Here is a 24,356-nt window from a genome sequence, read left to right on the forward strand (position 1 = left end):
TGCTAGCGCAGCCCTGGCAAGCAGGCCGGTGAACCTCGCCCGGTCATTGACCAGCAGCTTGCCGGCGAGTTTGAGGATACCGGAACCCATGTTCTTGCTCTCTTGTCCGTGTGCTGCACTGGACCGCACCGTCCGGTCCCGCGGGTTCCGGGACAGACATCGGACATTGGGCACGGGAGAAGCCCCACCCGCCACTCAGAGGTGCAGCGGTGTCTGCACGCTGCCGGAACGTTCGTGTTCCCGCTCGTTGTGCAGCACGCTGGCGAGCATGTTCCACTGAGCGCCAAGGGCATCAACGATATCGTCCAGCGACAGTACGCCCACCACCGCTTCGGCATCCGTTACCGCGAGGCGGCGCACGCCGTGCGCCAGCATCGTCTGCAACGCGTCGTCGATGCCTGCATCCTTGCCGATCGCCACCACGCCGCGCGTCATCACGTCCGCAACAGTCGCCTCCGCGGGCACCGTGCCTGCGGCGGTGCTCTGCAGCACGATGTCGCGATCCGTGACGATGCCCATCGCGCGCTGGCCGCCTCCGAATGGCTCCGTCACCACCAGCGCGCCAACGTGGCGGTCGCGCATCTGCACCGCAGCGTCGCGCAGCGTGCACGTACGCGGGATATGAACGGCGGACAGCGAGCAAATCTCTTCGATCCTCATCATGCTTCTCCTGGCTTGACCTGGGTTTGTGCCGATTCAGATTCCCGTAGCGTTCGCCGGCGATGCTCAGGGGGGATCAAGGCACGCCGGTGCCATGCATTCAGTCTAATGTCGGGCGCTCAGCAGCCATTGACGCAGATCAATTGCGCCTGCAGCGCGGCGCAGGAGGACGCGCAGGAGGACGAGCTGTATCAGGCCTTGTGCGAAACCTGCTTGCCAGAGTGGCCTCACAACGGGGCAAGAAAATAGCCGGCTGCGCGGTCCACCTTGCGTCGCATTGCGCTGGATCAAGCCACGCGTGGCTTCGCCGGCAATACTGTAACTGTCGCCGCCCTGTTGAGGCCGGCAATTAATGCGGACCAAAACCATCATGGCTAGCAAGCGTGTCGTCGCCTGTCTCGCGGCAGCGGCGTTGATCGGGCTCATCGAACCAGCGTTGCCCGTCCATGGGGCGCGACCGTATGCCGATACCCCGCTTCAGGTACAGGAGATGAACGGGATCCCCTATGTGTCCGGCGGTATCGGCGACGATGAGGTGAAAGCCATTCGCTCGATGGCGGGCCGCTTCAATGTGCGGCTTGGCTTCTACAATGCGAAGGGCGGCGAGGCGCTGTCCGACGTCGTGGTATCCGTGGTGGATAGCAACGGCAAGCGGCGTCTGCGGGTAGTCGCGTCCGGTCCCTTGCTATACATGCGACTGCCGGCCGGTGCTTATACCTTGCGTGCCGAGTATCAAGGCGACAGCCAGACGCGCCGGTTCACTGCCGGGCATGCCCCGGTCAGCTACCTGTTTCGCCTGCGCGTCAACGAGATGGAAGACGACTGGATCTATTGCGATTCGAAGTGCCCCCGACGCGGCCGGTGACACCGGAGCCGTTTGACGGCATTGCGTACGCTTCAGCGCTAGTACGTGTCAAAGTTGCCATAGATCAAAGCCACCGGCAGCCATCTGGCTATATTGGGTTCCTGTGGTCGGAATCGCGAAACGACCCCGGCAACGCCGCATCTGCATTTAACGAGCTATCGAGGGGATGACGCCGTGCAAACCAATATCGGTACGGTTGACCGCACGTTCAGGATCGTTGTCGGCCTGGCCCTGATCGGCCTTGCCGTCACCGGCACGATCGGCGTGTAAGGATGGATTGGCGTCATCCTGGTCCTGACAGGGCTCGTCCGCATCTGTCCACTCTACAGCCTGCTCGGTGTCTGAACCTGCCCGGCCTCGGGCGGAAAGCCCGACTGATCCGGCCTGCCTTCGCCCGTGGCCCCCGCCGGCAGGCTTCGGCGCCCGGAAGAGGTCGCGGCGCCGATTACCCTCACGTGCTCCGATGACGCAGCGTTTGTCACCGGCGCCAATATCGCCATCAATGGCGGGCAGCACATGCAATGAACGCCCCTATGCCAACCCGTGAACTTGCCGCCGCACCCGAGGCGGAATGCGGCTGCGCTCCCATCGATGCCGCACCGGACCAGTTCGACGAGCAAGTGCGCTCTACGCTGGCCTGCGCGACGCAGGGCATGTCGCTTGCCTCGTTCTGGCTGGCCGGACTGGACTGGGCGTTGCACCTGGCCGTCTCCCCTGGCAAGGTCGACGCGTCCCTGGGAGAGTGGATGAGCGCAATGATTGCCGCGACCGGCGGCATGTTGCCCGGTCCGGCCACTGCGCAACCAGCACCCGGCGCAACGGCGCCGCCGTCCGACCTGCGCTTCGCCGATCCCGCCTGGTCGCAGTGGCCTTTCCGCTTCTGGCGCGATGCCTTTCACAACAACGAGGCGCTATGGGCGTCGCTGACGCACGGGCTGCGTGGCGTATCCCCGCACCATGAGCGGATCGTGTCGTTCTGCGCGCGGCAGATGTTCGATACCTGCTCGCCCGGCAATGCCTGGTGGCTGAATCCCGTGGTGCTGCAGGCCGCCGCTGCCAGCGCCGGCGGCAATTTCGTCAACGGGATCCAGCACTGGCTGCACGATATGCAGGACGTGGTGGCGGACCTGTCACGCGAACCAAAGTTGCGTCGCCCGCCCACCTTCAAGGTAGGACGGGATGTCGCCGTTACGCCCGGCAAGGTGGTGTTCCGCAATGCCCTGATCGAGCTGATCCAGTACGCGCCAGCCAGCGCCGAGGTATGGCGGGAGCCAGTGCTGATCGTGCCTTCCTGGATCATGAAGTACTACATCCTGGACTTGCAGCCGCGGGACTCGATGGTGCGCTTCCTGGTCGAGCAAGGCCACACGGTCTTCATGATCTCGTGGAAGAACCCGGGTGCCGATGCGCGCGACCTCGGGCTTGACGATTACCTGCGCCTCGGCGTGCGGGCCGCCTTGCACGCGGTGCGGGAGCGCTGCCCCGATACGCGTATCCACGCCGCCGGCTATTGCCTGGGCGGCACGCTGCTGTCGATCTGCGCGGCGGCGCTTAGCCGCGACGACAGTGGCTTGCCCCTGCAAAGCCTGACCTTGTTCGCCAGCGAGACGGACTTTACCGAGCCAGGAGAACTCGGCCTGTTCATCGACAGCAGCGCCTTGTCCACGCTGGACGCGATGATGCGCCAGCAAGGTTACCTGGACGGTCCCCAGATGGCAGCCGCTTTCCAGATGCTGCATTCGCGCGACCTGGTCTGGTCCCGCATGATGAGCGAGTACCTGCTCGGCAAGCGGCTGCGCCCCAACGACCTGGTGTCATGGAACCGGGACGTCACCCGCCTGCCCTTTCGCATGCATTCGGAGTGCCTGCACAAGCTGTTCCTCAACAACGACCTGGCGGAAGGACGCTATTGCGTGGATGGCCGCCCCGTCGCCCTGTCAGACATCGGCATGCCGATCTTCGCGGTCGGCACGGAACATGACCATGTCTCGCCCTGGCGCTCGGTCTACAAGCTGCATCTGCTGACGTCGGCGCCGTTGACGTTCCTGCTAACCTCGGGCGGCCACAATGCCGGCATCGTGGCCGACCCTTCGCATCCCGGCCGCCGATACCGGGTGGAAACGCGCGCGGCGCAGGCAACCTATGGCAGCCCCGAACGCTACCTCTCGACCGCGCGACGGCATGAGGGATCCTGGTGGCCCTGCTGGCAGGCCTGGCTGGCGTCACACTCCACCGGCCGGGTCCCCGCGCGCGACGCGGCGCACGGCGCGCTCGCCGACGCACCCGGGAGCTACGTGCTGGAGGGTTAGGCAGACCGTTGCGACGCGAGCCCGCGCGCATTGATGCCATCCACCGCGATGGCCCGACGGTCAGGCCGGGCCTGACCGGCACTGTCCGGTATTCCATGACGTGCCCTGTGCATTGGCTGCGCTGATGCCCGTGGGCGGCCCCGGAAAACACCATGTCAGCGGATCGTCACACGCTGTTGCGGCGAGGCTTCTTTCTTGGGCAGTACCACCCGAAGGACACCGTTCTCGTAGCTGGCATCCACCTTGCCTTCGTCCACGGCGCTGTCAAGCGTGAAGGCGCGTTGCATCGCGCCGCTGTAGCGCTCACGCCGGATCACGCGCTCACCTTCCTTCTGCTCGGAGGACTTTTCCACCTTGGCTGAGATCATCACCGTGCCGCGATCGACGCAGACTTCGATATCCTCCTTCTTAGCGCCGGGAATCTCCGCGACCAGGCTGTAAGCCTTGTCGGTCTCCGTCACGTCGACCTTGAACGCAAATCCGCCATCATTGGTGCCACGCAAGGCGCGTAGCATGCCTTGCAACATGTCACCGACCGGTTCGACCGACAGCGGATCATAAATCCTGAGATTGCGCATTGTTGCCTCCTTGGGGTGAACGGCCCGCAAGAGGAGCGGACCTCCGGTTCATGGTGGCATAGCGCGCTGATGGCACCTTGTCCCAGATCAAGCGCGGCGGAGCTAGATTTCGCCTTCGCCACACAGGCGATGCCGGATCGCATAGCGCACCAGTGCCGCTTCGCTGGGCAACCGCAGCTTTTCCATCAGCCGCATCTTTTAGGTGCTCACGGTCTTGGCGCTGACGCACAAGGCGGCAAACACGCCCGACCGCAGTGGCCCGTCCGGCATCAGCCGTACCTTGCCGCGCTTGCAGCGCGGCGCCGTATGGCAGAGACTTTGCGTATCCCTGTCCTTTACTACCTCTGCTGCCCGATCGGCAACATCCTTGTCCTGCATCAAGACCTATGCATCCAAGCTAAACAATGCTGGCATCAGGAAGCAGGCATCCGCCGGAGCAAGGTTCATGAGCCGCGTACCCACAGCCAGCCATCGCGAGAACGCCGAGCCTATGCGCTCGGCCCGGCAATCCCGCCATGCTGTGCGGTCCACTGTCGCGCCCTCGCCGTGGCGATGCGGATGGCCATGCCCTCGTCCATGCCTTCGCGCAGCAGGGCGTTGGCAATCTCGATGGCCTTCTCCCGTGTGTCAGGGGCCAGGTGTTTCATCGAAGCTGGATAGTAGTCCGCGTCCCAGGGCATGTTTCACTCCATCCACGTCATCCATCAGCGGCCGGCAGGTATTCCGGCTCAGTATGGCGCACCCATTGGCGCGCGATCTGACGTGGCGCAATAACCGGCGCGAAATCCCGCGGCGCGACTTCGCCCCCGCTTGCGCCGACCAAGGACCAAGCCATGCATACGCAAACGCAAGCCGCTGCCGAAACCCTGACCTTCAAGCCGCTGGAGATCGACACCTACCAAGAGCATGTGATCTACATGCATCGGGACTGCGTGGTGTGCCATGCCGAAGGCTTCTCCGCTCAGACTCGGGTACAAGTGAGTACTGGCGCGGGCGCGCAATCCCTGATTGCCACGCTCAATGTGGTGGGGGACGCGCTACTGGCGCCTTCCCAGGTAGGCTTGTCTTCCGGTGCGAGCCAGCAACTCGGTGTAGCGGCTGGCGACATCATCGCCGTCACGCATGCGCCGGGCCTGGAATCCCTGCGCGCGGTGCGCAGCAAGATCCACGGCAATCCACTCGACGCGCCGCAGCTCTGCGCCATCATGGGCGATATCTCTGCCGGCCGGTACTCGGACGTGCACATTGCTGCCTTCCTGAGCGCGTGCGCGGGCGGCCGGATGACCACGCAGGAAACTGTCGACCTGACCTGCGCCATGCTCGACACCGGCGACCGACTCGATTGGGACCGCCCCGTGGTCGCCGACAAGCATTGTGTCGGCGGGCTCCCGGGCAATCGCACCAGCCCGATCGTGGTAGCCATCTGCGCGGCAGCGGGCTTGCTGCTGCCCAAGACCTCCTCGCGCGCCATCACCTCTCCCGCCGGCACCGCCGACACCATGGAAGTACTGACCCGGGTCACGCTGAGCGCGGCGGAGATGCGCCGCGTGGTGGAGCGGGTCGGCGCCGCGCTAGTGTGGGGCGGCTCCCTGACGCTCAGTCCCGCGGACGATGTACTGATCCGCGTGGAACGCGCGCTGGAAATCGACAGCGATGCCCAACTGGTAGCGTCCGTGCTGTCGAAGAAACTGGCGGCCGGCTCCACCCATGTGCTGATCGATGTGCCGCTCGGACCCACCGCCAAAGTCAGGACGGATGCAGACCTGGCGCGCCTGCGCCTGCTCCTTGAGGAGGTGGCGCGCGCGTTCGGCATGCATGTTCTGGTGGTCCATACCGACGGCAGCCAGCCCGTTGGGCGCGGAATCGGTCCCGCGCTGGAAGCGCGCGATGTGCTGGCCGTGTTGCAGGGCGCGGAATCAGCACCGGCCGACCTGCGGGGCCGCGCCCTGCTGCTGTCCGCAAGCCTGATGGAATTCTGCGGCGCAGTGCCTGCCGGGCAAGGCCTGGCACTGGCAACGCGCCTGCTCGCCGATGGCGCCGCCTGGGCCAAGTTCCAGGCCATCTGCGAAGCACAGGGCGGCCTGCACCAGCCGGGCAGCGCCCCGTTGCGGCGCGAAATCCTGGCACCGGCCGATGGCATCGTGACCAGCATCGACAATCGGCTGCTGTCGCGCGCAGCCAAGCTGGCGGGTGCCCCCAACCGGAAGGCGGCGGGTATCGACATGCACGTCCGCCTCAACGATGCCGTGCGCGCAGGCCAGCCCCTCTTTACCATTCACGCGCTGGCACAGGGCGAACTGGCCTACAGCCAGAACTTCCTGACGACGCATCCCGCGATCAATATCGGCACAACGGAGCAAAGATGAAACCAACCTTGTTCGCCTTGCCGGGCAATGAGCGGGCCGCGCGGGCACTGGCGAGCGCGCTGGGAGCCGACTGGGGCAGCGCCGCGATACGGCATTTCGCAGATGGGGAATCCAGCGTGCGCCTGCTGTCACCGCTGCAGGGCCGGCAGGCCATCCTCGTTTGCACGCTCGACCGTCCCGACGAGAAAATCGTACCCCTGCTGTGGGCTGCCATCGCTGCGCGCGAAAGCGGTGCAAGCCGCGTCGGCTTGGTGGCGCCCTACCTCGCGTACATGCGGCAGGACGCCGTCTTTCATCCGGGCGAGATCGTGGCGGCACGGCATTTTGCCGCACTCTTGTCCCGTCACTTCGATTGGCTGGTCACGGTGGACCCGCACTTGCACCGCATTGCCACCCTCGACGACATCTACACCATCCCCACGCAATGCGTTCAGGCCGCGCCAGCCATCGCGTCATGGCTGCGGGCCACAGTGAACCAACCGTTCCTGGTCGGGCCGGACGAAGAAAGCCGTCAATGGGTAAACGACGTCGCACGCCGGTGCCAGGCACCGGCCATAGTGCTGCATAAGACGCGGCACGCAGACCGCTGCGTTGAAATCCAGGCAGCCGACCTGAACGCGGCGGCTGGATGCACACCAGTCCTGCTGGACGATATCGTGGCCACCGGCTCGACCATGGTGGCGGCGGCGAATCTGTTGCGGCGGGCCGGACTGGCACCGCCTGTCTGCGTTGCGGTGCACGCGGTATTCGCGGGCGATGCCTTTGCCGAACTGCGCGCGGTTGCCGCCGAGATCGTCACCTGCGACACGGTCTCCCATTCGTCGAATGGGATTGCGCTGGCCGCGCCGCTGGCTGAAGCGGTATCCGCCGTAACCAGCATTGCGTCGCGGTAAGCGCAACCGACAATCTCTTGCACCGGCTTGACGTTGGACAGAAAACCGTGCGGTTCGGCTTGCGGCGGCAATCGTACTGTCTAGACTGCAGAAAGCCGACAAGGTGATTGTGGCCTTGACGTTTTCTGTGCTTCTCCTCGCCTTTCCCTGCTCTGCTTTTTTCTCGCCCCGGGGGGTGATGCCATGACCATCAAACAGATCATCTTTCCCAAGACCAGCCCCTCATTTTGCCCCGCCGATCTGTCTCTCGAATGCCCTGTCAGCGTGAACGGCGCAGCGGCCAGCTACGCGATCACGGCCGAAGCACTGGAAGACCACTTTGGCGCGCGCTCGCACCGGGCTGAAGACCTGATCCAGGCCTTCGAAGGACACCGCAAGGACATCGAAAACGTAGCCCGGCAGTTGTTCGAAATGACCGCCGCCCATAATATTGTGCTGCACAGCGGTCATTTCCGCTTCGCGGTATAGCGTCCAGTTTCCAGAAGGCGACGGCGGGTCATACCAGACACCGTCACTGTCACGCTGAATCCCGCTGTGGATGTAGCGACCTCCATCGAGCGGGTGCTCGATACGCGCGAATTGAGATGCAGTGCCTGCCGATATATATGCCCGGCTCGCACGCACAGCCAGCGCACGCGGCACACGCATGGTGCTGGACATCTCGGGTCCCGCGCTCGCCGCGGCGCTGCTGTGCCACGGGCCATCGGCTTGCGCTGGATTTGCCGTGCCGGTGTGCGCCGATTGCAAGCGCCAGGGCATCGGCAGCCTGCGGCCCGGCAAGATGGTGGCCTGCTGCCGCGCCCGCGGCGCACGGGAGCGGGTGGGAATACTGGCCGCCCGCCTTTGACCGGCCGGGGACAGGGGTTGCGCTGGATCAAGTCGTTCGCGGCCATTTCATCGATACTGATTAAATACGTGGTACACAGCAGCGGCAACGCTATCCTGCCCCTGGAGCAGGCTTAACCGGCATGGATTGCCTATGCGTCAGTCCCGGAACAACGCTAGCAATCGGCGCCGCGCAGATCCAAAGGCCGCGGGCGCCGACGAGGCTATGCTACCGCCGCGCGGCAGGATCCTCATGCCGCGCTACCCGATGCGGCAAAAAACAGCCTCGCTCGCGTTCAGCGCGCTGGGCGCGACACCGGACTCGCTGCTAGGCATGCCACGACCGCGCCTGCTGCGCTTGCTCGCCTTGGTCGAGGAACTGCAGCGCGCGCTCGACCTCACGCGTGACGGGATAGCCCTCGCGCTTGCCAGCACGCACACGCCACCAAGTAAACCGGTCCAAGTGGCAGCCCCTGAGCCCTCCGAATTTGCCACCGGCGAATCCTGCCAAGGCAAACGAAGAACGCGCAGCGTGCCTCGTCGTCACGCGCGGAAGGCTCCATGAGGAGGAAAAAGTCATGTGCCCACAGCTCACCCCATTCCTGGCCGTGCGCCTATTGGCGCGGCGGCTCAATGACAATGACAGTGACTACGAGGAGGTGCTAGCGCTGGCCGAGGGACGGAACTTTATCCTGCTGGGGGAGGCGACGCACGGCACCCGTGAGTTCTATCGCATGCGCGCCGACATCACGCGCTTGTTGATCATGCGTGGTGAAGTGGGCGCCATCGCCATCGAGGGCGACTGGCCCGATGTCTGGCGCGTGAATCGCTTTGTCCTGGGCGAGGGCAGCGACGTCGCCGAATCCGCGCTGGATGACTTCCAGCGTTTCCCCGCCTGGATGTGGCGCAATCGAGAGATGCTGGCATTCGTTGCCTGGCTGCGCGCGCACAACACCACGCTGCCGGTTGCCGCCCGCGTCGGCATCTATGGCCTGGACTTGTACAGTCTGTATCGGTCGGCGGACGCGGTGATCCGCTATCTTGAACAAATCGACCCTGATCAGGCGGAACTGGCGCGCGCTCACTATGCGGCCTTGGATCATGTCCGGGAGCCGCAGACTTATGGCTACGAGGCGGCCACGGGTCAACGCCGCAGCGCGCGCGATGGCGCCATTGCGCAACTGCTGAAACTCCGCGAGGATGAGGCGGAGCACCTCTCGCGAGACGGTCTTTCCGCCATGGATGCGTTTTTTTTTGCCGAGCGGAATGCGCAGGTCGTCGTCAATGCAGAACATTACTATCGCGCCATGTTCGAGCGACGCATCAACACCTGGAACCTGCGCGATGCCCATATGGCGCAAACCCTGTTTGCCATTTCCAGGCACCGCCTCCGCCAGGGCGGCGCCGGCCGCGTAGTGGTGTGGGCACACAACTCGCATGTCGGCGATGCACGGGCCACTGAGACACACACGCACGGCGAGTGGAACCTCGGCCAATTGGTGCGGCAGGAAGCCGGCGCGGATGCCTTGCTGGTGGGCTTCACCACCTACACGGGCCATGTCTGCGCGGCGTCCGCCTGGGACGCCGCGGCGGAACAGAAATGGGTCCGCCCTGCCCTGCGGGACAGTTGCGAGGCACTCTTTCACGCCAGCGGACTGGACCGCTTTTACCTGCCTCTGGATACCCCGAGCGCGGCGGAATTGCGCATGCCCATGCTACAGCGCGCCATTGGCGTGCTCTATTTGCCCGAATCGGAGCGCGCGAGCCACTATTTCACCGCTGCGGTCGCGAATCAGTTCGATGCCATCTTCCATGTGGACGAAACCAGTGCGGTGGAGCCGCTGGCGCCGCCGCTTGGGTGGCACCAGCCCGAGGCGACGCAAACGCTAGCCTGAAATTGCGCGGTAAGGGCGGGTTGGGGATCTGGCGCTACCAGCATAGCAAGGCCATCGCCCCCGACAACACGCTCTTCATTCACCCAGTGCCAACGAACCCTCCCCGTGCGGCGCCGACCCACTGTTCGATTGGTGGCAGGTCAGCGCTTTCTGGAGTGCGAAATGGCGGCGCGAAATCAATCGGCTGACGCAGATCAAGGCGTGCCATCGATCCGGAACTAAGCTCGGATTATTCTGGCTGTGCGTGACGCCGGCCGGCCCGCAAATCCCGAGTTCCAGGACGAGGTGAAACATGAGCGAAGTAAAGAGGCTGCAATACGAGCCGATCACCGGCTTACTGCCGCGCCCCGCAAGCGGCGGCGCTGACAAGCACATTGACTTTCCCGAACCTGATATGTCCGGGGGGCTGCCCTTGATGGGAGCGCTTTGGCAACGCAAGAGTACTCGGTCTTTCACAGAGGAAGCGTTAAGCACCCGGCAACTCGGCGACCTGCTGTGGGCCGCCGACGGGGTCAACCGGCAGGGCGGCGGGCGCACCGCACCTTCGCCTCATGGCTTGAACGAGATCGACATCTACGTGGCGCTGCCCCAAGGCCTGTATTGCTACGACACGGCCCATCACCGCCTTATCCGCAAACGTGCGAGTGACATGCGCAACCTGACTGGATATCAGGACTTTGTCGGCCTCGCGCCGCTGGACTTGATCTTTGTCGCGAACTATGGCCGGATGACCGGGCTAGTGCCACAGCAGCGCGGGGGATTCGCCGCAGTCAGCGCGGGCGCGATTGCGCAGAATGTCTATCTATATTGCGCCTCGGCGGGGCTGGGCACGGTAGTACGCGGATGGCTGAACCACCGGGCGCTCGCTGAAGCCATGTCGCTGAACGAGGACGAGGTGCCGCTGCTAGCGCAGACCGTGGGCTTTCCCCTCGTTGCCGTGACACAGTAGCGCAGTAGCCAGCCCAAACAACGCAGACTGCGCCGCGCGCCCGGCAATCGACAAGCATGCGAAGCGCCAAGCGCCGACGCCTTGCCGCCGGGCGAACATCTCAGGTCTCATAGACCCACCGTCATGCGGTCCACCACCTGCGTCACGCCGGGAGCGGACCATGCCGTCTCTCGGGCAGCACGGATTTCGGCCCAGTTGCGCAGCGTGCCAGACAATGTGACGGTACCTCCGGCGACGGCGATGTTCAGGTGCAAAGCATCGGCGATCGCCTGGCGCGAAAGCGCATTGGTGATTCGCTTTGCGAGATCTGTCGGGACAACCGTCGGGCGCACGCTGACGCCGTTGGCAATGCTAGTAACACCCCGCACCCGCCGCACCATGTCGGCGGCGGCCGCGCGCTGGTAGCCGTGGTCCACCTCGCCCGTCAGCGTCACCGCGCCATGCTCTACCATCACCCTAATGGTGTCGGCGGGTATGGCGGCATTCCACATCAGCGCGTTTTCGATCCCACGCGCAATGTCGGCATCCGGCCGCTGCTCGTCGGGCGACAGGCGCACGTCGAGTTCGACCACCACCGCCCCCACGCCGAAAACACGCCGCACCGCTTCTTCCACCGCATGCTTTGCTGCGAAACTGTCAAGCTGACCACTCAAGGTCACCACGCCCTCGTTGACCTGAACGCCGATGCTCTCGGCGCGGATTTCGGGATCCCATTCCAACTCTTCGCAAACATCCTGCTTGAGCTGCGCATCGCTTTTCATGGCGTTCTCCTGTCCGTCAATTCGTGTTACCGCACCGGCAACGTGCCGGCAATCAATGTGACATCAGCACCGGCACTGTCATGGTGTCCAGCAAAGTCTGTGTGACACCGCCCAGTACCAACTCGCGCAGACGGCCTTGGCCGTACGCGCCCATTACCGCCAGATCGGCGCCGAAGTCTGCCGCGCGCGAGAGTAGTGTCTCGCCGATGGCAATGTCCGATCCTTCCTGGCAGTATTCGATGTCCGCGTGGACGCCATGGCTTTCCAGTGCCGCCACGGCATGGCGCGGCAGGCCCGCATCCGGCCGTGCACCTGCGCCTTGCGCACAAAACACCTTGGCATGGCCGCCCATGGCCTCATGCAAAGCGCGCGTGGCTTCGCGCCCGCCGTTCCACGCCACCACGGCACGCGCCGGGCATGTCGGGCTGCGGCGAGGCAAGCTGCAGCCGCAAGGCGGTCCTGCGCGCGTAGGCTGGTGTCCATGTGAACCATGATGCTTGCGTAGTCCATGACATTCCTGTGCGGTTTGAACGCTTGCATCCAGTCTAAGAAACGCCCGGCAGCGGCTATTGACTCAGGTCAAGGCAATGACCCACGCGTACGCCGCCTTACGCCGGCTTGGCGCCAGCACGCTCTTCTGCCAAAGGCGCGTGCCCCAGCAAAACCGGCTGACAGCATTGCCTGACGAGTCCCTGCGCCTGGCGCACGTCCCCGTGCCAAGCCCCGGCCCAGGCGAAGTGCGTATCGCGGTGAGCACCTGCGGTGTCTGCCGCACCGACCTGCACATTGTCGACGGCGAACTCGCGCACCGGAAAGCCGCGCTCATTCCCGGACACGAAGTCGTCGGCAGATCATTCCCCTGGCCGAAACGACGATCTATGAATTGGAGCGCCGCGTCGAGCTCCCTCACGCTCGAACCAGACGCCGCGTTGCGTCGTCCGGGACCTGGACGAGGTGCAAGCGTGTATCGAGGCACGCAAGCAGGCGTCTCGTAGCGTTCAGCAGCGTCGTGCCGGTGCGGCGCAGCTCGTGCAGTGGCAGGCGCACCGCGCGCCTTCACCTTGCTGCAGAGGGCGCGTAGGTCATCGGCGGTGATTTCGTTGAGTAGCCGGTTCAGGAAGACCGGCAGGATGTCCCGATCGACGATGCTCTGACGCATCGTCTTCGTGCTGTCGGCCATGCGCGCACCCGCCAGCCATTTCTCGGTCATTTCCCCGAAGGTCTTGGCGGCGGTCAGCCGACGCTTCTCACGTTGCTTTTCCAGCGCGGGGGACTTGCCCTCGGCGACGGCCTTCTTGGTGTCGATCCGCTTTTCACGGGTCGGGGCCGGTTGGCCCGTAGCGGCCGGCGGTCAGCGTCTCGCGGCGGCCGTTGAGACGGTAGTCGTAGGGCCGATGCGCTCCCCGATGCCGTCGCACGAGAACTGACATCGAGCTGGTAGGCTGTGCGATCGCTGGTGTCCGAGTAAAATTCAGGACGCAGTTTGCGCATGAATTTTGATGGCGTCACCCCTTTCTTGTTCTCTTTCAGCCATTCATTGCCTCTTAAATACGAGTTCCGTCATCGTATACATGCGAAGAAAATGTTCGAATGTCGCCATGCACTTCCGCGCCAAGCGTAGACCTCCACCGCCCCTAAACTAATGCTTCCAGCTCGTTGTAAGCCGAGCGCGGCAAGCGCCGTCCTTCCTTTGCCACATTCACCTGCAAGGCTATTCGCGCCACGTCCAACACGCCTTTGCCTAACGGATAGCTGCCCTTGGCCTGTAACCAGGTCAGCACGTCCGCTAGATGCCAGATCGACGCGCTACCCTCATGCACCGGTGCAGGGAAACTGCCCGGATGCGAAAGCATCAGTTTGCGCATGTTCTGCCGTGACACGCCTATGATGTCGGCCACATCGGTCAGGCCGACCAAATCGGGCGCCACTTCGATCAGTCTGGCTGCCGGCACGGCGCGCCGCACGTCAACTAACGCGCTGCGCACGGCCGCGTCCGCATTGTCCGCCTCGCGGGTAAATTCCAGCGCGAGCCGCCCGGGCTGACCGATCCCGATCAGGGCATCATCGCAACCGGCCTCGCCCAGACGCTCGACCAACCCATCTGGATCACGATCGTCGTCGGCGAGCTGGTATTTCAAAGTGAAGATGTATTCCATCGTGCTACTCCTCGACACCGTCGGCCGCATCCTGTTGCTTGCGGTGCGTAGTGCAGTTGTTCACGACGCGCCGTAAGGCGCGTGCGTGGTTGCCGGGGTTCTTCGGCGTGCTCCATATCGACGTGATACAGAACTCGCCGCAGCGGCACTCCTCGTCGTTGTACGGACAATAAATCCGTCCCCAAGCGTGGCTACCGCCGACTTCGACGCGCCAGCCCTGTTCTTCGGCGTGCTTGAGAGCTTCCTCGACCTCTTTCTTCGGATGAGGGGAACGAGCCATCAGTTATCTCCAGTATTGGGATGATTGGCTTGGTTGTCAAGTGACAACCAAACACCCGTTTCTGCGTCACCCGGTTCAGGGTCGCGTTCGACATGCAGCGGTCGGCGTCATAGCGTGACGGCAGCACGAACTTGGAGCCAGCGGCGCAGGTGTGGAGCGCCACGAAGATGTCGAGTGCCTGACGCGAAAGGTAGACCACGTGGGGGTTGCGCCCTTTCATCCGCCGCTTTGGGATCGTCCAGGTCGCAGTCTCGAAATCCACCTCATCCCAAGTGGCTTGGATTAGCTCGCTCTTGCGCGCCAGCGTCAGCAGAATCATGCGCAATGCAAGCCGGATGGTCGGATAGGTTGCCACCGATTCCATCTGCCGCGCCATCAGACGAATCTCCAACGGCGACAAGGCGCGATCGTTCGGCACGAAGGTCGCAATCGAGGCGGCACCCACACCCTCCACCGGGTTGTCGACCTTCTCCCCGTGCAGGATGGCGAACGCATAAACCTGCTTCACGATGTCGCGGACGTGTACCGCAGTGGCAGGGGCACCGCGCGCCTTCACCTTGTTGCACAAGGCACGCAGGTCATCTGCGGTGATTTCGTTGAGTTGCCGGTTCTCGAAGGCCAGCAAGATGTCCCGATCGACGATGCTCTGACGCATCGCCTTCGTGCTGTCGGCCATGCGCGCACCCGCCAGCCATTTCTCGGTCATTTCCCCGAAGGTCTTGGCGGCGGTCAGCCGACGGTTCTCACGTTGCTTTTCCAGCGCGGGGGACTTGCCCTGGGCGACGGCCTTCTTGGTGTCGATCCGCTTTTCACGGGTCAGGGCCGGTTGGCCCGTAGCGGCCGGCGGTCAGCGTCTCGCGGCGGCCGTTGAGACGGTAGTCGTAGCGAAAGGTGACGGTACCTGTAGGCGATACCGTCAGCCGACGGCATGAGAATAATCGCCCGCAAAGCCTTATGGGTATTGGATTTTTTCCCTTCCGTTACCGTCATGCCACCCAAGTCCGGGTGACGGTATCTGCAAGAACGCGCGTACAGCCCGAAGCATATGCCGACAAAACTACCGACGCCAGAGTCAGTCTTTAGCAAATCGTTAGCAATAGCAGAAAAGACGAAACCCGCGACGAATCGCGGGTTTCCGGGGGATTGCCAATAGCCGTCAATAGCTATTTGCTAATGTGAAATCACTCCCACTCGATCGTCGCCGGCGGCTTGCCCGACACGTCATACACCACGCGATTCAAGCCACGCACCTCATTGATGATGCGGTTCGAACAGCGGCCCAGCAGCGCGTACGGCAAATGCGCCCAGTGCGCCGTCATGAAGTCGGTGGTCTGCACCGCGCGCAGCGCGACCACGTAGTCATAGGTGCGGCCGTCGCCCATCACGCCAACCGACTTGACCGGCAGGAACACCGCAAAGGCCTGGCTGGTCAGGTCGTACCAGCTCCTGCCCACTTGCGAAGGCTCGCACATGCCGGCGGCGGCATCCTGCTCGGTAGCGACCGTGCCACGCAGCTCTTCGATGAAGATCGCGTCGGCGCGGCGCAGCAGCTCGGCGTAGTCACGCTTGACTTCGCCCAGGATACGCACGCCCAGGCCCGGGCCGGGGAACGGGTGGCGGTAGACCATCTCGGGCGGCAGGCCGAGCGCCACGCCGAGTTCGCGAACTTCGTCCTTGAACAGGTCGCGCAGCGGCTCGAGCAGCTTCAGGCCCAGTGTTTCCGGCAGGCCGCCCACATTGTGGTGGCTCTTGATGGTGGTGGCCTTCTTGGTCTTGGTGCCGCCGGACTCCACCACGTCGGGGTAGATCGTGCCTTGTGCCAGCCACTTCGCGTTGGTCAGCTTCTTGGCCTCGGCCTGGAACACTTCGACGAACTCGCGGCCGATGACCTTGCGCTTTTGCTCGGGATCGGTCACGCCGGCCAGGTGGCCGAGGAACTGCTCGGACGCGTCGATGGCGATGACCTTGGCGTGCAGGCGGCCGGCGAACATATCCATCACCATCTTGCCTTCGTTCAGGCGCAGCAGGCCGTGGTCAACGAACACGCAGGTGAGCTGGTCGCCGATGGCGCGGTGGATCAGGGCAGCGGCCACCGAGGAATCGACGCCGCCGGACAGGCCGAGGATCACTTCTTCGTCGCCGACCTGTTCGCGGATCTTGGCGACGGCTTCGGTGATGTGGTCATGCATGACCCAGTCAGGCTTGGCGCCCGCGATCTTCAGCACGAAGCGCTCCAGGATGTCGCGGCCCTTGGCGGTATGCGTGACTTCCGGGTGGAACTGCACGGCGTAGTAGCCGCGCGCTTCGTCGGCCATGGCAGCGATCGGGCAGCTGGGCGTGGAGGCCATCAGCTTGAAGCCCGGCGGCAGCTCGGCGACCTTGTCGCCATGGCTCATCCAGACCTTGAGCATGCCGTGGCCTTCGGGCGTGGAGAAATCTTCCAGGTCCTTGAGCAGCGCGGTGTGGCCATGCGCGCGCATCTCGGCGTAGCCGAACTCGCGATGGTCGCTCCACTCCACCTTGCCGCCCAGTTGCACGGCCATGGTCTGCATGCCGTAGCAGATGCCCAGCACCGGCACGCCGAGGTCCCATACGGCCTGCGGCGCGCGCAGCTGGTGGTCTTCGTAGGTGCTGGCGTGGCTGCCGGACAGGATGATGCCCTTGGGCGCGAACTCGCGCACGAATTCGTCCGTGACGTCGTTCGGGTGGATTTCGCAGTAGACGTGCGCTTCGCGCACGCGGCGGGCGATCAGCTGCGTGACTTGCGAGCCGAAATCAAGGATGAGGACTTTGTCGTGCATGATGGGCGGATGGCGTTTCGTCCGGTACGGGCTCGGTCATCACTTCGGTGCCCGGACCATAGCCGGGCGGCGGCGTGACACCCGGCTCGCGCCGGTATTCGGGTGATTGCGGCCGGCGTGCCACGGGGGCGGTGCCGGCATCCTTGTTTTGCGTCTCTTTTTGCAGCTCGCGCTGTTCGCGCTGCTCGCGTTCGCGCACGCGTACGCGCTTGGCGGCCGGGATCTGCACCGCGGCGAAGAAGGCCAGGATCGCGGCCAGCACAGGCAGCCAGATCTTGCCGGCGCCCTGCACCGGCAGGTCGAACATAAGCATCCACGCCACAATCAGCACCGCGCTGGCGAGGTTGACCTGCCCGACTGTCCGCGCCACCGCCACCGTAAGCTGCCCGTTGACGGTTGCCTGCCACAGCAGCAAGGCCAGGCCGACCAGGGCCACGCCGAGCAACTGCCCGTACATCGCGGGCTGCGGCTGCGGTAGTTGCAGCGCGCTATAAAGGGTCGTGAAAGGCGACAGCAGCATGACGATGCCGAGCAGCAGATTCAGCAACGCGTCCAGGAACAGCACGGCACGCAGCAATACTTTCATGAGAACTCCTCCGGCCAGGCGCAGTGCCTGGCTTGCGGGCGGCGCCGGGCGGCGCAGCCGGCGCGCGGCTGGCGGGACATCCAGGTCCCGCACAGCCGCCAGTTCATTGAGACCTGCCTGGTCGACTCACTGGCATCGACTTACTCGATGTAGTAGTTCGGCGCTTCCTTGGTGATCTGCACGTCGTGCACATGCGACTCGCGCATGCCCGCGGCGGTGATCTGCACGAACTCGGACGTCTCGTGCCAGTCGGCGATCGAGCTGCTGCCGCAGTAACCCATGGAGGCACGCACGCCGCCGCACATCTGGTGGATGATGGCAGTGACCGAGCCCTTGTAGGCCACGCGGCCTTCAATGCCTTCGGGGACCAGCTTGTCGACGTTGGCGGTGTTGTCTTCCTGGAAGTAGCGATCCGCCGCGCCGTCCTTCATCGCGCCGACCGAACCCATGCCGCGGTAGCTCTTGAAGGAACGACCCTGGTACAGGAAGACTTCACCCGGCGACTCTTCGGTGCCGGAGAACATGCCGCCCATCATGACCACATGCGCGCCAGCCGCCAGTGCCTTGGCGATGTCGCCCGAGTAGCGGATGCCGCCGTCGGCCACCAGCGGCACGCCGGTGCCCTTGAGGGCTTCGGCCACGTTGGATACCGCGGTGATCTGCGGCACGCCCACGCCAGCGACGATACGGGTGGTGCAGATCGAGCCCGGGCCGATGCCGACCTTGACGCCGTCGGCGCCATGATCGACCAGCGCGCGCGCGGCTGCACCGGTGGCGATGTTGCCGCCGATCACCTGCACTTGCGGGTAGTTCTGCTTGACCCAGCGCACACGGTCCAGCACGCCCTGGCTGTGGCCGTGGGCGGTATCGACCACGATCACGTCCACGCCGGCCTTGACCAGCAGGTCCACGCGTTCGTCGTTGTCAGGGCCCACGCCGACTGCGGCGCCGACGCGCAACTGGCCGCGGTCATCCTTGCTGGCCAGCGGATGTTCCACTGCCTTCTGGATGTCCTTGACGGTGATCAGGCCATTGAGCTCGAAGTCCTTGTTGACGACCAGCACGCGCTCCAGGCGGTGGCGGTTCATCAGGCGCTTGGCGTCTTCCAGCGATGCGTCTTCGCCCACCGTGACGAGCTTCTCGCGCGGCGTCATCTTGGCGCGCGCGGGCGCGTCCAGCTCTTCCTCGAAACGCAGGTCGCGGTTGGTGATGATGCCGACCACGGTCTTGCCTTCCACCACCGGGAAACCGGAGATGCCGTATTGATGTGATAGTGCAATCACATCGCGGATCTTCATGTCGGGGGGAATGGTGATCGGGTCACGCAGCACGCCGGATTCGTAGCGCTTCACGCGCGCCACTTCCCGCGCCTGGTCGGCCGGCTTCAGGTTCTTGTGGACAATGCCGATACCACCGGCCTGCGCCATGGCAATTGCCAGGCGGGCTTCCGTGACGGTATCCATGGCGGCGGATACCAGCGGAATGTTCAGTTCGATCGAACGGGTCAGGCGGGTACGGAGCGAAACATCCCGGGGCAGTACCGACGAATAGGCCGGCACGAGGAGCACGTCATCGAATGTGAGTGCTTTCTGGACAAGACGCATAGCAATTCCTCTAGGCGCAAAACCGAATTATACAGGAATGGCACGTTTCTTGACGCGCCTGCGAGTGCCCTTGTTCAAGTCTGCTATGCTCTTTGTCTTTTTTTCAGGGATAGGCAAGCCACGATGGGTATTGGCGTACTGTGCGGCCTGCTGGCCGGCGCCTTCTGGGGCATGGTGTTTATCGCCCCCAAGCTGCTGCCCGTATTCTCGCCCTGGGAACTCGCGATCGGCCGCTACCTGGCCTATGGGCTGGTCGCCTTCATCGCCGCGCTGCCGCTGATGAAGCGCATTGCGCGCAAGCTCACGCGCGCGGACTGCCTTGCGCTGCTGCGCCAGGCCTTCACCGGCAACCTGCTGTACTACGTGCTGCTGGCGTTCGGCGTGCAACTGGCCGGCGTGGGCCCCACCTCGCTGATCATCGGCATCCTGCCCATCTCCGTCACCATCATGGGCCGGCGCGACCATGGCGCCGTGCCGTTGTCGCGCCTGATCTGGCCGCTGCTGGTGGTGGCCGCCGGCATCGCCTGCATCAATATCGACCTGTTCGCCGGCGGCGGACATGCGCACGGTGCTGCCGCGGGCGAGGCGGTGCGCACGGTCTGGCAACGGCTGGCCGGCGTGATGTGCGCGGCCGGCGCGCTGGTGTGCTGGACGCTCTACGCGGTCGACAACGCACGCTACCTGCAGCGCAACCCGCAGTACAGCGGCAATGAATGGTCCGCGCTGTATGGCATCTCCACCGGCGTGGTGTCGGTGGTGCTTGCGCTGCTGGCGCTGCTGGGCTGGCTGGTGGCCGGCGACAGCCTGGATGCGGCCAGCGGCGGCCGTGACTGGCAGTGGTTCTGGATGGTCAACGCGGCCGTGGCGCTCGGTGCGTCACTGATCGGCAACAACCTCTGGAATATCTCCAGCCGCCGCCTGCCGCTTACGCTCTCGGGGCAAATGATCGTATTCGAGACGCTGTTCGCGCTGGCGTACGGCTTTGTCTTCGACCATCGCCTGCCGCGCCCGCTGGAGATCGCGGCCATCGCGCTGCTCATGATTGGCGTGGCCTGGTCGGTTCGCTTGCACGCGGTCGACAAGTCTGCCTAAACTAGCGGCCAATCCCGGCAGCCAAGGGCGCGCGAGTCACTCGCACAGCGGGGTTCCAGCCCTGCACGCCCTGCCGCCGCACTCACTCTCACCGCAGGCTGCCCCAACACGCTAAGCCATGAAACGATCGACCGCGCACATCAAGCTCGCCACGCTGGCCGCCCTCGCCTGCCTGTGCCAGGCAACCACCGCCCAGGCGGATTCGCAATGGCAGTGGCGCGACGGCAGCGGCCGCATGGTCTACAGCGACGTGCCGCCGCCGCCCTCGGTGCCTGCCGCCAGCGTGATCAAGGCACCCGGACGCTTTGCCGGCAGCTTGCGCCCGGTCGAGCCGCCGGGCGGCTCGCCAGCCGCGGCAGCCGGCCCTGCAGGCGTTGCCGCCGCCACCCAGGCTGCGCCGGCGCCGGGCGCAAAGGGCAATGGCAACGCGAAAAAAGAGTCGGTGGCAAGTGCCGAGGAAGCCTTCGAGAAACGCCGCGCCGCGCAGGCGAAGGCCGAAGCGGACCAGGCCGCCAAGGACCTGGCTGCGCAGGAGCGCCAGGCGCGCTGCGCGCAATCGCGCAACTATGCGATGTCCCTGCAGCAGAACCGCCGCATTGCCGTGTCAGCGCCAGACGGCTCGCCGCAGCAACTGAACGATGATGAGCGGCAGGCCGAACTGCAGCGCGTCAACGCCACGCTCGAGCAAAACTGCACCTGAGCGCCTTTGCAACGCCGCACCGGGGCCGCTCAGCCGCCACGCAGCCATTTCAGCCCTTCGCGCGTGCCGCCCTTGCGGGTCTTTTGCACGCGCCGGTTGCGGGCCGACTGGGGATCGGCCACCAGCGGGCGATAGACCTCGACGCGGTCGCCGGCCCGCACCAGGGTGTCCGGCGTCTTGAGCTTGCTGAAAATGCCGACCCGCATGGTGGCGGGATCCACCTCCGGACAAGCCTGTAGCAGGCCCGAGGCCGCGATCGCGGCGACAATGCTGGTGCCGCAGGGCACCTCGACCTCCTTCAGGAAGGCGTCGCCAGGGCGGGCATAGCAAACCGTGATGCGCACCGGGGCCGCGGTGCCGGCGTCGTGCTCAGCCATTGCCGTAGACCATTTCGGCACGCTTGACGAACGCATCGACAAACGTGTTGGCGATCATGCTGAACACCGGCCCGATGATTTTCTCCAGCAGGAAGCTGGAAAACTCGTAGTGCAGGTGGAATTCGATCTTGCAGGCATCCTCACGCAGCGGCGTGAAGCGCCAGGAACCGCTGAAGGTCTTGAAGGGGCCGTCCTCGAACACCATATCGATCCTGGTGGGCCGCTCCTGCGTATTGCGGGTGTGGAAATACTGCTTGATGCCGTTGAAGTGGATGTAGATCTTGGCGTCAAGCATCGTCTCGGTCTGCTCGAACACCTCCACGCCCCCGCACCAGGGGAGGAACTTGGGATAGTCCTCGACTTGCGTGACCAGGTTGTACATCTGCTCGGCGGAATGGCCGAGCAGCACGGATTTATGGACGTCTGCCATGTAGTGGGGAATCATGGCCCGCGCAGGCGCCGCCAGCGCATGACGCACTGCGGAATCCACCGGAGCGGGCCGGTTTGCTAGAATCCCGATTTTAGCCCACGCGCGCGCCGACGGCACCCAGGGCGCGCACGATAGCACCCAAACCGCGGCTTGATGGGCTTGCACGGCCCTGCAGCGTCTTCCCCCTTCGTTTTTTGGTGTTCGTTTTACTTATCTCCATTTCCACTATCCGGACCGCATGACCATCGCAGAAAACAAGAAAGCCTTTTTCGACTACTTCATCGAAGAGCGATATGAGGCGGGGATCGTGCTCGAAGGCTGGGAAGTCAAGGCGATCCGTGCGGGACGCGTGCAGATCAAGGAAGGCTACGTGGTCATTCGCGACGCCGAGCTGTTCCTGATCGGCGCCCATATCAGCCCCCTGCACAGCGCCTCCACCCACGTCTCGCCCGACGCGGTGCGCACCCGCAAGCTGCTGCTCAAGGCAGAAGAGATCAAGCGCCTGATCGGCAAGGTGGAGCAGCGCGGCTTCACGATCGTGCCGCTCAACCTGCATTACACGCGCGGACGCGTCAAATGCGAGATCGGCCTGGCCAAGGGCAAGAAGCTGTTCGACAAGCGCGAGACCGAGAAGGACCGCGACTGGCAGCGGGAGAAGGCGCGCATCATGAAGGGCGCGGGCAAGGAGTAAAAGACCGAGGCAGCGCGGCGGCAAGCCGCAGACTGCCTCCTCTGTGCAAGGCTTGCGCTTCAAGCTCCCTCGCTTCAAGCCCCCTTCTGCTGGCCTTTGACGATCTGCAGCGCCGACGCAACCATGGTGCTCATGTCGCCAAGGTTGCCCGGCACGATCAGCGTGTTGCCTTGCTTGGCCAGATTGCCGAAGGCGCTCACGTACTCCTCCGCCACCTTCAGGTTCACCGCCTCCATGCCGCCGTCCGTGCGGATGGCATGCCCGATCTTCTCGATGGCCTGCGCGTTGGCCTCCGCCACCGCCAGGATCGCCGAGGCCTCGCCCTGCGCCCGGTTGATGGCGGCCTGCCGCTCGCCTTCGGACTTCTGGATGGCGGCCTCGCGCGCGCCCGTGGCCAGGTTGATCTGCTCCTGGCGCTTGCCTTCCGACGCGGCGATCAGCGCGCGCTTTTCACGCTCGGCGGTAATCTGCGCCTGCATCGCATGCAGGATTTCCTTGGGTGGCGTGAGATCCTTGATCTCGTAGCGCAGCACCTTCACGCCCCAACTCGCGGCGGCCTCGTCCAGCGCATTGACCACGCTATGGTTGATGTACTCGCGCTCCTCGAAGGTCTTGTCCAGCTCCAGCTTGCCGATGACCGAGCGCAGCGTGGTCTGCGACAACTGGGTGATAGCCACCACAAAATTGCTGGACCCGTAGGATGCCTTCATCGGGTCGGTCACCTGGAAATACAGCACGCCGTCCACCTGCAATTGCGTGTTGTCCTTGGTGATGCAGATCTGGCTCGGCACATCGAGCGGGATTTCCTTCAGAACATGCTTGTAGGCCACGCGATCGATGAAGGGCAGCACGACAGTCAGCCCCGGCGTCAGCGTGGCGCGGTACTTGCCGAGCCGCTCCAGCACCCAGGCATGTTGCTGCGGCACGATCTTGAAGCTTTGCGCCACCAGCACGATGACGGCGACCAGGATCAGCAGGGGCAGCAGGCTGCCGAAGAATTCGAACATGGGACCTCCGTGACGGGGTTGACAAAAACGAACTGAAAAAACAGGGAAAACCGAGGCCGCGCCCTGCCTTGCACTATCGCGGGCTGACGAAGAGCGTGTTGCCGCGCACCGCGACGATGCGAAAACGCCCGGGCGCTGCTGGGCCGGCCGCCTGGAGTTCCACATCCCAGTCGGTGCCACGGTAACGCACGCGTGCCCGCCCGGCGTCGCCCCAGGCCGGCACCTCAAGCTCCTGGCCGATGTCCGGGTTGACGTTGGGATCGCGCTCCGCCGCCTCGCGCCTCACGCGTCCATAGCGGGAGCGCCGCAGCGCGACAAAGCCGGCCAGCGCCACCAGCGCCGCCAGCAGGGTCTGGGCGGCTGCGCCAAGCCCGGCCAGCGCACCCAGGCCACCCGCCGCCGCGCCCAGCGCTACCATCAGCAGATAAAAGGTGCCAAGCCCCAGTTCCGCGATCACCAGGACCGCCGCCAGCGCAAACCAGATGTAGTACGGCGCCATCTTTGCCTCCTTGCTTACCTGCGTATCTGCGT

Annotated in this window: 24 protein-coding genes and 9 pseudogenes; 15 read left to right on the forward strand and 18 right to left on the reverse strand. The window is 64.5% G+C overall.

Annotated features, from left to right (window positions below):
• Positions 1–195: 195 nt before the first annotated feature.
• Entirely contained in the window at positions 196–663 is a 468-nt protein-coding gene (locus tag AC1RWI_RS04045) for a CBS domain-containing protein (RefSeq protein ID WP_492864718.1), read from the reverse strand.
• 367 nt (positions 664–1,030) lie between these two features.
• Here AC1RWI_RS04045 and AC1RWI_RS04050 point away from each other — a divergent pair, with 367 nt between their 5' ends.
• The 4 genes and pseudogenes from AC1RWI_RS04050 to AC1RWI_RS04065 all read left to right on the forward strand — a co-directional run bounded on the left by AC1RWI_RS04050 (position 1,031) and on the right by AC1RWI_RS04065 (position 3,834).
• Positions 1,031–1,525 (forward strand): hypothetical protein, encoded by a 495-nt coding sequence (locus tag AC1RWI_RS04050; RefSeq protein WP_492864720.1) that lies wholly within the window; start codon positions 1,031–1,033, stop codon positions 1,523–1,525.
• 174 nt (positions 1,526–1,699) lie between these two features.
• Positions 1,700–1,870, forward strand: a pseudogene (locus AC1RWI_RS04055) (YgaP family membrane protein).
• 48 nt (positions 1,871–1,918) lie between these two features.
• Positions 1,919–2,050, forward strand: a pseudogene (locus AC1RWI_RS04060) (SDR family oxidoreductase); the annotation flags it as partial.
• A gap of 8 nt (positions 2,051–2,058) precedes the next feature.
• Positions 2,059–3,834 carry a PHA/PHB synthase family protein gene (locus tag AC1RWI_RS04065; protein WP_236701906.1) on the forward strand — a complete coding sequence of 592 codons (1,776 nt, stop codon included), beginning with the start codon at positions 2,059–2,061 and terminating at the stop codon, positions 3,832–3,834.
• Positions 3,835–3,989: 155 nt separating this feature from the next.
• Here AC1RWI_RS04065 and AC1RWI_RS04070 read toward each other — a convergent pair whose 3' ends face one another.
• From AC1RWI_RS04070 to AC1RWI_RS04080, 3 genes and pseudogenes are all read right to left on the reverse strand, one after another.
• A complete protein-coding gene (locus AC1RWI_RS04070) occupies positions 3,990–4,412 on the reverse strand; it encodes an Hsp20/alpha crystallin family protein (protein WP_043346868.1) in 423 nt (140 codons plus the stop codon).
• 102 nt (positions 4,413–4,514) lie between these two features.
• A pseudogene (locus tag AC1RWI_RS04075) lies at positions 4,515–4,688 on the reverse strand (DNA-binding response regulator); the annotation flags it as partial.
• 212 nt (positions 4,689–4,900) lie between these two features.
• Entirely contained in the window at positions 4,901–5,092 is a 192-nt protein-coding gene (locus AC1RWI_RS04080; RefSeq protein WP_043346871.1) for a DUF2188 domain-containing protein, read from the reverse strand.
• A 153-nt stretch (positions 5,093–5,245) separates the two neighbouring features.
• Here AC1RWI_RS04080 and AC1RWI_RS04085 point away from each other — a divergent pair, with 153 nt between their 5' ends.
• From AC1RWI_RS04085 to AC1RWI_RS04105, 5 genes and pseudogenes are all read left to right on the forward strand, one after another.
• On the forward strand, positions 5,246–6,778 hold the full coding sequence (locus AC1RWI_RS04085; protein WP_492864723.1) for a thymidine phosphorylase family protein: 1,533 nt from the start codon (positions 5,246–5,248) through the stop codon (positions 6,776–6,778).
• Entirely contained in the window at positions 6,775–7,671 is an 897-nt protein-coding gene (locus AC1RWI_RS04090; protein ID WP_492864725.1) for a ribose-phosphate pyrophosphokinase, read from the forward strand. The genes AC1RWI_RS04085 and AC1RWI_RS04090 overlap by 4 nt, the downstream gene beginning before the upstream one ends.
• A 183-nt stretch (positions 7,672–7,854) precedes the next feature.
• Entirely contained in the window at positions 7,855–8,139 is a 285-nt protein-coding gene (locus AC1RWI_RS04095) for a DUF1488 family protein (RefSeq protein WP_492864727.1), read from the forward strand.
• A 30-nt stretch (positions 8,140–8,169) separates the two neighbouring features.
• Positions 8,170–8,271, forward strand: a pseudogene (locus AC1RWI_RS04100) (1-phosphofructokinase family hexose kinase); the annotation flags it as partial.
• Positions 8,261–8,359, forward strand: a pseudogene (locus tag AC1RWI_RS04105) (1-phosphofructokinase family hexose kinase); the annotation flags it as partial. The pseudogenes AC1RWI_RS04100 and AC1RWI_RS04105, both read left to right, overlap by 11 nt.
• 465 nt (positions 8,360–8,824) lie before the next feature.
• On the opposite strand, the gene AC1RWI_RS04110 reads toward AC1RWI_RS04105, so the two are convergent.
• On the reverse strand, positions 8,825–8,959 hold the full coding sequence (locus AC1RWI_RS04110; protein WP_269083335.1) for a hypothetical protein: 135 nt from the start codon (positions 8,957–8,959) through the stop codon (positions 8,825–8,827).
• A 115-nt stretch (positions 8,960–9,074) separates the two neighbouring features.
• On the opposite strand from AC1RWI_RS04110, the gene AC1RWI_RS04115 reads away from it, so the two are divergent.
• Both AC1RWI_RS04115 and AC1RWI_RS04120 read left to right on the forward strand, forming a co-directional pair.
• Positions 9,075–10,391, forward strand: coding sequence for an erythromycin esterase family protein (locus tag AC1RWI_RS04115; protein WP_043346883.1), 1,317 nt, complete (start codon positions 9,075–9,077; stop codon positions 10,389–10,391).
• A 292-nt stretch (positions 10,392–10,683) separates the two neighbouring features.
• Positions 10,684–11,340, forward strand: coding sequence for a SagB/ThcOx family dehydrogenase (locus tag AC1RWI_RS04120; RefSeq protein ID WP_492864729.1), 657 nt, complete (start codon positions 10,684–10,686; stop codon positions 11,338–11,340).
• Between the two features lie 107 nt (positions 11,341–11,447).
• Here the strand turns inward: AC1RWI_RS04120 and AC1RWI_RS04125 are convergent, their stop codons facing one another.
• Together AC1RWI_RS04125 and AC1RWI_RS04130 are read right to left on the reverse strand one after the other, a co-directional pair.
• Complete coding sequence (locus AC1RWI_RS04125; RefSeq protein WP_492864731.1) at positions 11,448–12,101, reverse strand: BON domain-containing protein; 654 nt, start codon at positions 12,099–12,101, stop codon at positions 11,448–11,450.
• 52 nt (positions 12,102–12,153) lie between these two features.
• Positions 12,154–12,321 (reverse strand): annotated as a pseudogene (locus tag AC1RWI_RS04130) (universal stress protein); the annotation flags it as partial.
• A 430-nt stretch (positions 12,322–12,751) separates the two neighbouring features.
• Here AC1RWI_RS04130 and AC1RWI_RS04135 point away from each other — a divergent pair.
• A pseudogene (locus tag AC1RWI_RS04135) lies at positions 12,752–12,949 on the forward strand (alcohol dehydrogenase catalytic domain-containing protein); the annotation flags it as partial.
• A 182-nt stretch (positions 12,950–13,131) separates the two neighbouring features.
• On the opposite strand, the pseudogene AC1RWI_RS04140 reads toward AC1RWI_RS04135, so the two are convergent.
• The 7 genes and pseudogenes from AC1RWI_RS04140 to guaB all read right to left on the reverse strand — a co-directional run.
• Positions 13,132–13,489, reverse strand: a pseudogene (locus AC1RWI_RS04140) (tyrosine-type recombinase/integrase); the annotation flags it as partial.
• Positions 13,490–13,735: 246 nt separating this feature from the next.
• Positions 13,736–14,257: a helix-turn-helix transcriptional regulator gene (locus AC1RWI_RS04145; protein ID WP_043346893.1), complete on the reverse strand. Its 522-nt coding sequence runs from the start codon at positions 14,255–14,257 to the stop codon at positions 13,736–13,738.
• 4 nt (positions 14,258–14,261) lie between these two features.
• The gene (locus AC1RWI_RS04150; RefSeq protein WP_082054885.1) at positions 14,262–14,537 is read right to left on the reverse strand and encodes a hypothetical protein; all 276 of its coding nucleotides are present in this window, start codon (positions 14,535–14,537) and stop codon (positions 14,262–14,264) included.
• Positions 14,538–14,598: 61 nt separating this feature from the next.
• A pseudogene (locus tag AC1RWI_RS04155) lies at positions 14,599–15,457 on the reverse strand (tyrosine-type recombinase/integrase); the annotation flags it as partial.
• Positions 15,458–15,718: 261 nt separating this feature from the next.
• Positions 15,719–17,338, reverse strand: coding sequence for a glutamine-hydrolyzing GMP synthase (gene guaA / locus AC1RWI_RS04160; protein WP_492864733.1), 1,620 nt, complete (start codon positions 17,336–17,338; stop codon positions 15,719–15,721).
• Positions 17,313–17,924: a hypothetical protein gene (locus tag AC1RWI_RS04165; protein ID WP_492864735.1), complete on the reverse strand. Its 612-nt coding sequence runs from the start codon at positions 17,922–17,924 to the stop codon at positions 17,313–17,315. Before AC1RWI_RS04165 ends, guaA begins: the two co-directional genes overlap by 26 nt.
• Positions 17,925–18,064: 140 nt before the next feature.
• Positions 18,065–19,528, reverse strand: a complete 1,464-nt coding sequence (guaB, locus tag AC1RWI_RS04170; RefSeq protein WP_043346907.1) for an IMP dehydrogenase — start codon at positions 19,526–19,528, stop codon at positions 18,065–18,067.
• A gap of 123 nt (positions 19,529–19,651) precedes the next feature.
• Between guaB and AC1RWI_RS04175 the strand changes: the two genes are divergently transcribed.
• Complete coding sequence (locus tag AC1RWI_RS04175; RefSeq protein ID WP_150983476.1) at positions 19,652–20,620, forward strand: DMT family transporter; 969 nt, start codon at positions 19,652–19,654, stop codon at positions 20,618–20,620.
• A 118-nt stretch (positions 20,621–20,738) separates the two neighbouring features.
• Positions 20,739–21,320, forward strand: a complete 582-nt coding sequence (locus AC1RWI_RS04180; protein WP_492864738.1) for a DUF4124 domain-containing protein — start codon at positions 20,739–20,741, stop codon at positions 21,318–21,320.
• Positions 21,321–21,349: 29 nt separating this feature from the next.
• Here AC1RWI_RS04180 and AC1RWI_RS04185 read toward each other — a convergent pair whose 3' ends face one another.
• Positions 21,350–21,697, reverse strand: coding sequence for an RnfH family protein (locus AC1RWI_RS04185; protein ID WP_043346912.1), 348 nt, complete (start codon positions 21,695–21,697; stop codon positions 21,350–21,352).
• Entirely contained in the window at positions 21,690–22,127 is a 438-nt protein-coding gene (locus AC1RWI_RS04190) for a type II toxin-antitoxin system RatA family toxin (RefSeq protein WP_043351973.1), read from the reverse strand. The genes AC1RWI_RS04185 and AC1RWI_RS04190 overlap by 8 nt, the downstream gene beginning before the upstream one ends.
• Positions 22,128–22,365: 238 nt before the next feature.
• Between AC1RWI_RS04190 and smpB the strand changes: the two genes are divergently transcribed.
• A complete protein-coding gene (smpB, locus tag AC1RWI_RS04195; protein ID WP_043346914.1) occupies positions 22,366–22,818 on the forward strand; it encodes an SsrA-binding protein SmpB in 453 nt (150 codons plus the stop codon).
• 74 nt (positions 22,819–22,892) lie between these two features.
• On the opposite strand, the gene AC1RWI_RS04200 is transcribed toward smpB, so the two are convergent.
• Together AC1RWI_RS04200 and AC1RWI_RS04205 are read right to left on the reverse strand one after the other, a co-directional pair.
• On the reverse strand, positions 22,893–23,825 hold the full coding sequence (locus tag AC1RWI_RS04200) for an SPFH domain-containing protein (protein WP_043346917.1): 933 nt from the start codon (positions 23,823–23,825) through the stop codon (positions 22,893–22,895).
• Between the two features lie 73 nt (positions 23,826–23,898).
• Positions 23,899–24,324: an NfeD family protein gene (locus AC1RWI_RS04205; RefSeq protein ID WP_043346920.1), complete on the reverse strand. Its 426-nt coding sequence runs from the start codon at positions 24,322–24,324 to the stop codon at positions 23,899–23,901.
• Positions 24,325–24,356 lie beyond the last annotated feature (32 nt).

It is taken from the genome of Cupriavidus sp. MPR-AND1C, assembly GCF_058809705.1.